The sequence below is a fragment of the Arthrobacter sp. H14 genome (assembly GCF_000520495.1).
GTDB lineage: Bacteria > Actinomycetota > Actinomycetes > Actinomycetales > Micrococcaceae > Arthrobacter_C.
Genome location: NZ_KI914666.1, coordinates 119,449 through 129,991, shown reverse-complemented (window position 1 = coordinate 129,991; position 10,543 = coordinate 119,449). Strand labels below are relative to the sequence as shown.

At 62.4% G+C, this 10,543-nt stretch carries 10 protein-coding genes; 4 read left to right on the top strand and 6 right to left on the bottom strand.

Annotation, left to right across the window (positions count from 1 at the left end; all coding sequences use genetic code 11):
- The 4 genes from Y707_RS29990 to Y707_RS0115120 all read right to left on the bottom strand — a co-directional run.
- Positions 1-253 (bottom strand): transposase (locus Y707_RS29990; RefSeq protein ID WP_026535713.1); only part of this gene is annotated, 253 nt, incomplete at its 3' end.
- 171 nt (positions 254-424) lie between these two features.
- Positions 425-1,576 (bottom strand): FAD-dependent oxidoreductase, encoded by a 1,152-nt coding sequence (locus Y707_RS0115130; protein WP_026535712.1) that lies wholly within the window; start codon positions 1,574-1,576, stop codon positions 425-427.
- 6 nt (positions 1,577-1,582) lie between these two features.
- Positions 1,583-2,323: a class I SAM-dependent methyltransferase gene (locus tag Y707_RS0115125; RefSeq protein WP_035781878.1), complete on the bottom strand. Its 741-nt coding sequence runs from the start codon at positions 2,321-2,323 to the stop codon at positions 1,583-1,585.
- Positions 2,323-3,465 (bottom strand): type III polyketide synthase, encoded by a 1,143-nt coding sequence (locus Y707_RS0115120; protein WP_026535710.1) that lies wholly within the window; start codon positions 3,463-3,465, stop codon positions 2,323-2,325. Before Y707_RS0115120 ends, Y707_RS0115125 begins: the two co-directional genes overlap by 1 nt.
- Positions 3,466-3,546: 81 nt before the next feature.
- Here Y707_RS0115120 and Y707_RS0115115 point away from each other — a divergent pair, with 81 nt between their 5' ends.
- Complete coding sequence (locus Y707_RS0115115; RefSeq protein WP_035781876.1) at positions 3,547-3,975, top strand: GNAT family N-acetyltransferase; 429 nt, start codon at positions 3,547-3,549, stop codon at positions 3,973-3,975.
- On the opposite strand, the gene aspS is transcribed toward Y707_RS0115115, so the two are convergent.
- The gene (gene aspS, locus Y707_RS0115110) at positions 3,976-5,739 is read right to left on the bottom strand and encodes an aspartate--tRNA ligase (RefSeq protein ID WP_026535708.1); all 1,764 of its coding nucleotides are present in this window, start codon (positions 5,737-5,739) and stop codon (positions 3,976-3,978) included. It abuts the gene before it with no gap.
- Between the two features lie 99 nt (positions 5,740-5,838).
- Here aspS and Y707_RS0115105 point away from each other — a divergent pair, with 99 nt between their 5' ends.
- On the top strand, positions 5,839-7,089 hold the full coding sequence (locus Y707_RS0115105) for an APC family permease (protein WP_026535707.1): 1,251 nt from the start codon (positions 5,839-5,841) through the stop codon (positions 7,087-7,089).
- Here the strand turns inward: Y707_RS0115105 and hisS are convergent, their stop codons facing one another.
- Complete coding sequence (gene hisS, locus Y707_RS0115100) at positions 7,090-8,436, bottom strand: histidine--tRNA ligase (RefSeq protein ID WP_026535706.1); 1,347 nt, start codon at positions 8,434-8,436, stop codon at positions 7,090-7,092. It lies immediately after the preceding gene.
- A gap of 155 nt (positions 8,437-8,591) precedes the next feature.
- On the opposite strand from hisS, the gene Y707_RS0115095 reads away from it, so the two are divergent.
- Positions 8,592-8,771 (top strand): peptidylprolyl isomerase, encoded by a 180-nt coding sequence (locus Y707_RS0115095; RefSeq protein WP_026535705.1) that lies wholly within the window; start codon positions 8,592-8,594, stop codon positions 8,769-8,771.
- Between the two features lie 51 nt (positions 8,772-8,822).
- On the top strand, positions 8,823-10,472 hold the full coding sequence (locus Y707_RS0115090) for a DUF349 domain-containing protein (protein ID WP_026535704.1): 1,650 nt from the start codon (positions 8,823-8,825) through the stop codon (positions 10,470-10,472).
- Positions 10,473-10,543: the final 71 nt, after the last annotated feature.

Genomic DNA, 10,543 nt, shown 5'->3' with positions numbered 1-10,543 from the left:
TCCGGGTCCGGGCGAAAATTGTGCCAGCTGTCACTGACGTGCGACGGGTGCAGGCCTTGCACATCCACAGACCGGCCCCCGTGCGCCAATGGTCGATACTTCCACACTTGGGACAGATGAACCCTTCGGGCCAGCGCAGTCTGGCCAAATAGTCCAAACAGGCCTCATCGGTGGAAAACCAGTCCTGAAACTGCCCGAAGGTCACCGGATAATCGACTCCGCCCACCGGCGTTGCTGGCTGCGGATCTTCCATGAATAGATACTACTTCAGCTAAGCAGATACCTAATACATGTATTCGACACTACCGGCCCCAACCCAACCACTCCATGGGCCAACCACCAATGTGAACAACCAACCCCACCCCAGCCCCTGTGGAGGACAAGACCACCCGCTCGAGGAACTGAGGCTTCAGGATGGGAAAGTTCAAAGCCATCGCATGGAGTACGCGCGGGCGAGAACTCCGCGAACGGGACGCGTCAGCAGGGCTTGAAGCAACAGGTCACGGGCCCGAAGGCCAAAACCGCTCACGGGACGGCCCATGGCCATATTGATCCTGGCCATATTGGCCGCAACAGCGGCAGAGCGCATCCGCCGCCGTTCAAAGCGTGCCAAGGCTGACTCATCAGTATCTCCAGTCCGGGCGGTTTGGATCAGGATGGGCGCCAAAGCGGCGGCATCGAGCCAGCCAAGGTTCATCCCCTGCCCGCCGATGGGACTGACTTGGTGTGCCGCGTCTCCAACAAGGATTGTTCGTGCCGCAACCATCCGGTCCGCGGACTGGGTCCGTACGCCGAAGCCACTGATCATAGTGTTACCCGCCGGATCCACTGCAATTCCTGTCCGCTCCTCGATCAGGCCTGAAAGTTCCTCGGCAGTAGGTTCCTGGGCTGGACGGTTCAGATGGACCACCCAGCGGCGCAATCGGCCTGGCAGGGGAAACGATTCGACGACGCCGCCTGGCTCCAGCCAAATTACGGCAGCGGTGCCATCTTCCGTGGTATCGGTGAAATCTCCCATCAAATAGGTGTCCCGGTGCATGTGTCTACGCACGCCAATACCCACCGCGGTGCGCACAAAACTGTTGCCGCCGTCGGCCCCGATAACCATCCGGGCTCTTACCTCTTCAGTCCCGGAAGCGGTATGCGCGCGCAGTCGTACGGAGCCACCTTCATCCTTGAGCCCTTCGACGTCGACTCCCCTGCGTAAGGCACCGGGACGAAGTGCCTCCAGCCGCGCGGCCAGCAGTGACTCGGTACGGTGTTGCGGCAGCGAAACTATATAGGGATGCCGGTCAGATACGGAGTTGAAGGACAAGCCGCCGAAAGTACGACCCTCACTTCGCAGGAATCCGCGGTCGATTCTGACGCCTTCGGCGAGGATGGAGGGGGTGACACCGATGCGGTCGAACGACTCCAGTGCCGGCGGATGGATGCCGATTGCCCGGGAGTGCCCCACCGGAGCGGCCCGCCGTTCCAGGACCTGGACATCGAGTCCGCCGTGGGCCAACAGGGCTCCCAAATAGACTCCGACGGGTCCTCCGCCGACCACCGCTGCATCCAGAAGCTTCGATGCCACTTCCCGTCACCTGTCTCCGGATGGGCCGCCGGGGCGCTGCCCGACGTCGAAAATCAGCAGATTCCGGTACGGGATTTGAAGCTCGACACGCCAGCCTTGCGGTGCCTCCGCCGTCAATTCAGAATGCGTATAGCTGCGGCGAATTGACGTCAGGCCATCTTCACGGATGAACGAGTTGTGGAAGAACGGCGAAGTTCCGGCCGAAAACAATGCATAGGCCAAGCGGCTTCGCTCGATGTCGGCGTGGATGGTCCTTGCCGTGCAAAGTCGTTCGCTGTCGGCCAGCAGGGCCTGCAACTCGACGCTGGTGAGGTGGTGCAGCATGAAGTTGGAAACGACGATGTCAAATGCCGCACCCTCGTGCACCAGGTCATGGCTATAGGCGGTGCGGAAGGAAACGCCGTCGACGGCGGGTTGTGCGAGGGCGTAGGCGTGCGCCCGCTCGTCGGGATCGACACCAAGGACGGTGATCTGAAAGCCGTCCCGCTGTGCCCAGTGAGCCAAGGCACGCGTGATGTCTCCACCGCCGGATCCGATATCGGCGATGGAGTTGGTCCGTTCCCGGCGCAGCACCGGCCGGATCCGGGAACGGTAGATCCGATGCCAGCCTGCGATCGCGGCATTGACGTATTTGAACTGGTGGTACGTGCGGCTGAGCATTACAGGGTCTGCAGCGGGATCATCCATCCGCTCCTGCCCGTTGATAACCCGTTGGTCCAGCCGGGGAGGCCACGGAGCAGGCGCCATCAATGCGCCTCCGGCGATACCTTGGTCATCAACGCTGTTTCCACCGTCAAGCCTGGACCAAAAGCCATGGCGCAGACGCGCTCTTCCGATTCGGTGGAAGAACTTTCGAGGATGTGCTTGAGCACGAACAGGATGGTCGCACTGCTCATGTTCCCGTATTGGCGCAGCGTTTCCCGCGATGGTGTGAGCTGATCAGGGAGAAGCTCTAGTTTGGATTCCACCTTGTCCAAGATGCTGCGGCCGCCGGGGTGGATGGCCCAGCGTTGGATCTCTTTATACGGACGTTCTGCCAGTTCGGGCTCACGGGCCAACAGCGGCTCCAGCGCACCGCGGATGTGCTCGTCAATGATCTTGGGAACATAACTGCTCAACACCATTTCGAAGCCCTCATCGCCGATCTTCCAGGCCATGTCATCTTCACCGACGGGTGTCAGCGATGTTTCGAAATGGTCGAGCCGCAGCGCCGTCGCCTCCGGCCCGGGTTCCTGTCCCGTTACGATAGCTGCCGCAGCGCCGTCACCGAATACGGAAGAAGCAATAATCTGGTCCGGGTCGTTCGACGAACGGACATGCAGCGAACAGAGTTCGGCGCTGACGACGAGGACTACGGCGTCGGGCTCGGCCTCGCAGAATGCCTTCGCCGCCCGCAAGGCAGGAAAGGATGCGTAGCAGCCCATAAAGCCCAGATGGTAGCGCTGCACGTGCGGATTCAGATCGAGTGCCCGGACGATCTTGTAATCCGGTCCGGGTTGGTAAAAACCGGTGCAGGAGACGGTAACAACGTGCGTAATGTCCTCCGGCTCTATCCCGTCCGACGCCGACAGCACCTTAGCAGCGGCGTCGACATAGAGTTTGGTCGCCGCTTCGATGTAAAGCTCGTTGCGCACCCGTGTGCCGGGCATAAGGAGCCGCCCCTCGCCAGGTTCGTAGAAGTCCGAGGCGTTGCCGTCGTCGTCGGCAGCATCCAACCCCTCTATGACCGTGTAGCGACGGTCGATCCCCGACTGGTCGAAGGCCGCGTGCAGAAGCCGCCCTCCCAGCCGGGTTATTCCCGGCTGGGAGGCGAAGCGGTCCCTCGTTGCTGACTGCTCCAGCACGGTGGGCGGCAAGGAAGTTTCAATGGCACGCAGGAAAACCGACATGTATTCATCTAAGCATGCTGACTATCCCGGCGGAACTAACTGACCATTCCCCATGACCATAGGCGCGCGTATGCTGATGCCATGAAAGACTCCCGGATACGGCTTGCCCCGGCCACTTCCGTACCACTGGATGATCTGATCCGCCTCTACGAAGCTGTTGGCTGGACTGCGTACACCAAAGCACCCGAGTCACTGGCTGCCGCGATCGGAGGATCCTCCTTCGTCATCACCGCACGGCTGGATGGACGGTTGATCGGGTTGGCGCGGGCCATCTCGGACAACGCGACGATCTGCTACATCCAGGACATCCTCGTAGACCCGGAGCACCAGCGATCAGGCCTCGGCCGGCAAATGTTGGAAAACATCCTGGGCCACTATGGAGATGTCCGGCAGAAGGTGTTGATTACCGACGCCGACGAGGGCCAGCATGCCTTTTACGAGTCCCTCGGATTCAGCGAAGCCAACGACATGGATCCGCCGATCAGGGCTTTTACCAAGTTCGACGGGTAGCTATTCCTGCGCCGCCTTCGCATCAACGCCGGCTTCCTTGCGCTGCTGCACGGTGATCGGGGCAGGTGCGCCCGTGAGCGGATCGTAGCCACCGCCGGACTTCGGGAAGGCAATCACATCGCGGATTGAATCCACCCCGGCGAGCAGCGCAACCACCCGGTCCCAGCCCAAAGCGATGCCGCCGTGCGGCGGTGCTCCGTATTTGAAACCCTCAAGCAGGAAGCCGAACTTCTCCCCGGCTTCCTCCTCGCCCAGACCCATCACCTTAAAGACGCGCTCCTGCACATCCCGCTGGTGGATACGGATGGATCCGCCGCCAATCTCGTTGCCGTTGCAGACAATGTCGTAGGCGTACGCCAGTGCCGATTCGGGGTCCTGCTCGAAGGTGTCCATGAACTCCGGCTTGGGAGAAGTGAAGGCGTGGTGCACGGCGGTCCACTGCCCACCGGCAATGGCGACGTCGCCCGAAGCTTCCGCCGTTTCCGCGGATTCAAACATGGGTGCGTCCACGATCCAGACGAAGGCCCAGTCCTCAGGATTGATCAGCCCGGTGCGGTGGCCGATTTCCACCCGTGCCGCACCCAGCAGTGCGCGCGAAGAGGCGATGTCTCCGGCGGCAAAGAAGATGCAGTCGCCACCCTTCGCGCCGACGGCGTCAGCCAGCCCTGCTCGCTCGGCGTCGGTAAGGTTCTTGGCCACTGGACCGGAGAGAGTACCGTCTTCGCCGACCAGAACGTAGGCCAGTCCCTTTGCCCCGCGCTGCTTCGCCCACTCCTGCCAGGCGTCAAGCTGGCGGCGCGGCTGCGAACCACCGCCGGGCATGACGACGGCTCCCACATACGGGGCCTGGAAGACCCGGAAGGTGGTGTCCTTGAAAAATTCAGTGAGTTCGGACAGTTCCAGGCCGAAGCGCAGATCGGGCTTGTCCGATCCGTACCGCGCCATGGCGTCCCAGTACGTCATCCGCTGGATGGGAGTCTTGATTTCGACGCCGATCAGCGCCCAGAGTGCCTTGATCAGTTGTTCGCCGAGCTCGATGATGTCGTCCTGTTCGACGAAACTGGCTTCGATGTCCAACTGGGTGAACTCAGGCTGGCGGTCCGCCCGGAAGTCCTCATCCCGGTAGCAGCGGGCAATCTGGTAGTACTTCTCGAACCCACCGACCTGCAGCAGCTGCTTAAAGAGCTGCGGAGACTGCGGAAGTGCGTACCAGGAGCCGGGTGCCAGCCGTGCGGGAACGACGAAGTCCCTGGCGCCCTCCGGCGTCGAGCGGGTCAGCGTCGGGGTTTCTATTTCGACATAGCCAACTCCGTGGAGCAGCTCGCGGGCCACGCGGTTGGCCTCGCTGCGCAGCCGGATGTTTGCTGCGGGGCCAGGCCGGCGCAGGTCCAGGTACCGGTGCTTCAGCCTGGCTTCCTCGCCCACCTCGACATGCTCGTCAATCTGGAACGGGAGCGGCTCGGAGGTGCTGAGCACCTTCACGGTTTCGGCGATTACTTCGATATCACCAGTGGCGAGCGAGGTGTTTTCGTTGCCTGCGGGACGCTTCTCCACGCTGCCGGTCACCTGCAGGACATACTCGTTACGCAGCGAGTGGAAGACTTCCTCCTCGCGGACCACGACCTGCGCCACACCGGACGCATCGCGGAGGTCCAGGAACGCAACCCCGCCATGATCGCGGCGCCGTGCGACCCAGCCGGTCAGCGTCACAGTCTGTCCAATGTGTTCGGACCGTAATGATCCAAGCTCGTGTGTGCGCAGCACAAGAATCCCTTCGCGTAAGGTTAATCAGGCAATCGTGTTCGAGTTTACCGTTGATGGCAGCCGGCCTGATGCCACTGGCGGTATCGGTCGGAGGTTCCCATGAGCGGCTCTGCAGGACTGCAACGGCAATTGGGCGGATTCGACGCCACAACCGTCGGAATTGGCTCGATGATCGGCGCGGGTGTTTTCGTCGTCTTCGCGCCGGCCGCTGCGGCCGCGGGCTCCTGGTTGCCGCTCGCCGTGGCCATCGCAGGTTTCGTCGCGTACTGTAATGCCTCCGCCTCGGCCCAGCTCGCGAGGATCTATCCAACCAGTGGCGGAACCTACGTCTACGGACGGAAACGCCTGGGTCCCTGGGCCGGTTTCATCGCCGGCTGGTCCTTTGTCACGGGCAAGGCCGCATCCTGCGCCGCGATGGCGTTCACGTTTGGCCTCTATGCCTTTCCCGGCTACGAAACCGCTGCCGGCATTGCCGCCGTCGTGCTGCTGACAACCGTGAATCTGCTCGGGATCACCCGGACGGCGATGGCCAGCCGGATCATAGTATCGCTGGTGGTGGCCATCCTCGCGTTCCTGCTGGTGGTCGCCTTCAGCACCAGCCCGGCGCCCGCCGCTGAGGCCCCTGACCTGGCCTCGCCGCTGGGGGTGCTGCAGGCCGCCGCAGTGCTGTTTTTTGCCTTCGCCGGCTACGCCCGGATCGCCACCATGGGCGAAGAGGTCCGTGAGCCGGAGCGGAACATTCCGCGGGCGATTCTGGCGTCCCTCGCCGTCGTGCTGATCCTGTATATGTTGCTTGCCCTGGGACTGCTGGAGGCACTGGGAGCCGAAACTCTTGCGGAAACGGAAGCACCGCTGCTGGCCCTGGCGCAGGATATCGGTGATTCCGTGGGCACCGGGGCAGTCACTGTGGCTGCCGCGCTGGCCAGCCTGGGCGCATTGCTGGCGCTGATCGCCGGAGTTGGACGGACCAGCCTGGCGATGGCACGCGGAGGAGATCTTCCCCGTCCATTGGCCCGCATCAGTTCACGGTTCCAGGTTCCCTTCATCGCCGATCTCACCGTTGCCGCCGTCGTCATCCTGCTGTTGCTGACAACGGACGTGCTCACCGTCGTCGGGTTTTCCAGCTTTGGTGTGCTGATCTATTACGCCATCGCGAACATGTCCGCTTTCACGCTGGAGGAGCGGCCGTGGTACTGGCCTAAAGTGCTGAACGCGGTTGGCTTCATCGGGTGCCTGCTGCTCGCCTTTACCCTGCCGTTGCTTTCGGTGCTGACCATGCTCGCGGTCCTGCTGGCAGGGCTGGCAGGCAGGGCCGCGGTGCAGTACTCCGGTGACCGGGAGAATCGATGACTACGGTGCCGCGGTGACTGTCGGGGTCAAATCAGCAGCCGGTGGCGTCCATAGTTCCGGATCGGCCTCGACTTGTTCGCCGCTGCGGATGTCCTTGACCGCATGCGTGCCGTCGTCGTTGGTAAACCAGACAAAGGGAATGCCGCGCCGGTCCGCGTACTTGATCTGCTTGCCGAATTTGCTTGCAGCTGTGGCAACCTCAGCCGCAATCCCCCGCTGGCGGAGCTGATTGGCCACATCCTGGGCCGCGGACCAGCTTTCCTCGTCGACCAGTGTCACCAAAACGGCGGTCGGAACCGGGCGGGAGGCTGTGGCCAGCTGCTGGCTCAGAATGCGGGCCACCATCCGGGTAACACCAATGGACAGCCCGACGCCGGGATACTTCTTATTGCCCTTGCTCGCCAGCGAATCGTAGCGCCCGCCTGAGCAGATGGACCCGAGGCCCTCGTGCCCGAGCAGAACCGTCTCGTATACGGTGCCGGTGTAGTAGTCCAGACCGCGGGCGATACTCAAGTCCGCAAGCACCCGGCCGGGAGCGCGCCGGGTCGCCTCGGCAATGACCTGCTCCAGTTCGGCAAGGCCTTCGTCCAGCAACGGGTCGGTCACGCCCAGTGCCCGGACTTGATCGACGAACGAGGTGTCCTCCGTGCGGATCGACGCCAGCTTCAGCGCTGCCGCAGCCTGCTCCTGGTCCGCGCCGAGCTCCGACTGCAACAGTTCCGAAACCTTCTCCGGGCCGATCTTGTCGAGCTTGTCGATGCTGCGCAGCACGCCGGCGGTGTCTTTGAGTCCTATCCCCCGGTAGAACCCTTCGGCCAGTTTGCGGTTGTTGATCCGCAGCTGAAAGTCGGGGATGGGCAATGCGCTGAGGGCATCGACGACGACGAGGGCCAGTTCGACGTCGTACCGGAACGGAAGCTCTCCCTCACCAACGACGTCGATATCCGCTTGCGTGAATTCGCGCGCACGGCCCTCCTGCGGCCGTTCTCCGCGCCAGGCCTTCTGGATCTGGTAGCGCCGGAACGGAAAGGCCAGGTGACCGGCGTTTTCCACCACGTAGCGGGCGAACGGAACAGTCAGGTCGAAGTGCAGTGCCAGCTGGTCGGTATCGGATGCGCCCGGGCCGCCGCCGTCGTCGTCGGCCTGAAGCCTGGAGACCGCGTAGACCTCTTTGTCGATCTCACCCTTGCGCAGCAGCTGGCCCATGGTTTCAACTGCGCGGGTTTCGATCGAAGAGAACCCATGCAGTTCGAAGATGCGGCGCAGCGTGTCGAGCACATGCAACTCCACCATCCGTTCCTGCGGAAGCAACTCCGGGAAACCTGACAGGGAAGCGGTGCGTGCCATTGAAGACTGACTCCTTTTTACTGCGGTGAATGAGCTCCCGGCCAAAACCAACGGGAGAATTACTAGGACTGGATCCGGCGGGTTCATTTTATGTGCTGGACACTCCCGAACGTTAAACGCAGCAAGGACGAGGGTGTGTACACACTGTCTTTCTGGTGTATGAGGACAGCACCATTCCGCGCAGCTCCGTAACCTGCACCATCATGGGCCAGGTTACGGAAGGCCTTGACGTGGTGAAGGAAATCGCCGCCAATGGGTTAAAGTCATCCGGAACCAGTTCCAACGACGGCACGCCTAAAGATCCTGTGACGATAGACTCGTTCACATTGAATTAAATGCCCTGCGCTGCAAGCGCCGGGCGACCCCCAAGCGAAAGACTTTTAGCGGTGACAGATAGTCAGAAACCCGATGAAACAGGCCAAGCCCAGCAGCACGACGAACCGGTTGAGACCGGAAGCGGTGATGACGCGGTGAAGGACCCTTCGGCGGCCGAACTGCAGCAGACGAACGGGACGGGCGAAGCCAGTTCCGAACTGGGCGCCGACACGGGCACGGACGTACCAGAGCACGGCGGGGATGCACCGGCCGGCAACTCTGAACCGGCGAGCGATGCAGCAGCATCCGGGACCGTTGCTCCAAACGAGACCGCGGCGCCGAAGCTGGCGGCCAGCCCAAAACCGTCCCCGCGTCCGGGCCCCCGGCCCACTCCAGCCGCCATTGCTCCCAAGGTCCGCCAGGGGAAGGCTCAGTCCGCGGTTGCCGCTCCACCGGTGCACAGCACCTCTGTTGCTGAGGCGTCCAAATGGGCACGCGTTGACGACGAGGGCCATGTCTTCCTGATGGTAGACGGCAATGAGCAAAGCGTCGGCCAGTACCCCGATGCATCCTCCGATGATGCTCTGGCCTATTTCGCACGCAAGTACGACGACGTCGCCGGCCAGGTTGGGCTGCTGGAGCAGCGGGTGGCGGTGAAGGCACCGACCACCGACATGATCAAGACCGTCGAACATCTTGAGGCCCAGGTCGCCGAGCGGTCCATGGTGGGAGACGTTCTCGCCCTTGAGTCCCGGCTCGGGAAGCTCCGCACCGATATTGCGGATTTGAAGGAGACTGAGCGTGCCGAGCACGAAGCGGCCAAATCCGCGGAAACCGCCGCGCGCGAGGCCATTGTCGTTGAAGCTGAACAGATTGCCGGCGCGGATCCTGCCACCATTCAGTGGAAGCACAGCAGTGCCCGCATGAATGAACTGTTTGAGTCATGGAAATCGGCGCAGAAGAACGGAATGCGGCTTGGGCGCGGAACCGAGGATGCACTGTGGAAGCGCTTCCGGTCTGCCCGCACGCTGTTCGACCGTCACCGCCGGGCCTATTTCTCGCGGCTGGACAGCGAGAACGCCGCCGCGAAGGAGGCCAAAGAAGAGCTGATCAAAGAAGCGGAAGCACTTTCCGATTCAACGGACTGGGGCCGCACTGCCGGGGAATACCGGAAGCTCATGGACCAGTGGAAAGCATCCAAACGTGCCAGCAGGAAGGACGACGACGCCCTTTGGGCTCGCTTCCGTGCCGCCCAGGATAAATTCTTCTCCGCTCGGCAGGCAGCGAACGAAGAGATCGACCAGGAGTTTTCTGCCAATTTGGTCGTGAAGGAGGAACTCCTTGTCGAGGCCCGGGCGCTGCTCCCGGTCAAGGACCTGTCCAGCGCAAAGAAGTCGCTGCAGTCCATCCATGCACGCTGGGAGCAGGCCGGCAAGGTTCCGCGTTCCGATATGGCGCGTGTAGAAGCCGGTCTCCGCGAAGTCGACGAAGCCGTGCGCAAGGCTGATGAGGAACATTGGCGCAAGAGTGACCCGGAAACGAAGGCGCGGACCAACAGTGCCATGAATCAACTGGAATCCACCATTGCCGGACTCCAGGACGACTTGGAGACTGCCCGGAAAGCCGGCGACCAGAAGAAAATTGCTGCGGCCGAGGAAGCCTTGGCAGCCCGCCAGCAGTGGCTGGACCAGATCCAGAAATCCGCCAAGGACCTTCACTAGGACGCGCATCTTGAGACCCGCGGCACTGGCTTATCCACAGTCGGGGCCGCGGGGCTTTTGCATCCGGGCCC

Bases quoted from the DNA above. Each gene is read 5' to 3' on its own strand.
- Y707_RS0115105 (WP_026535707.1), top strand. From the start codon at position 5,839: ATGAGCGGCTCTGCAGGACTGCAACGGCAATTGGGCGGATTCGACGCC.
- Y707_RS0115120 (WP_026535710.1), bottom strand. From the start codon at position 3,465: ATGTCGGTTTTCCTGCGTGCCATTGAAACTTCCTTGCCGCCCACCGTG.
- hisS (WP_026535706.1), bottom strand. From the start codon at position 8,436: ATGGCACGCACCGCTTCCCTGTCAGGTTTCCCGGAGTTGCTTCCGCAG.
- Y707_RS0115115 (WP_035781876.1), top strand. From the start codon at position 3,547: ATGAAAGACTCCCGGATACGGCTTGCCCCGGCCACTTCCGTACCACTG.
- Y707_RS0115125 (WP_035781878.1), bottom strand. From the start codon at position 2,323: ATGGCGCCTGCTCCGTGGCCTCCCCGGCTGGACCAACGGGTTATCAAC.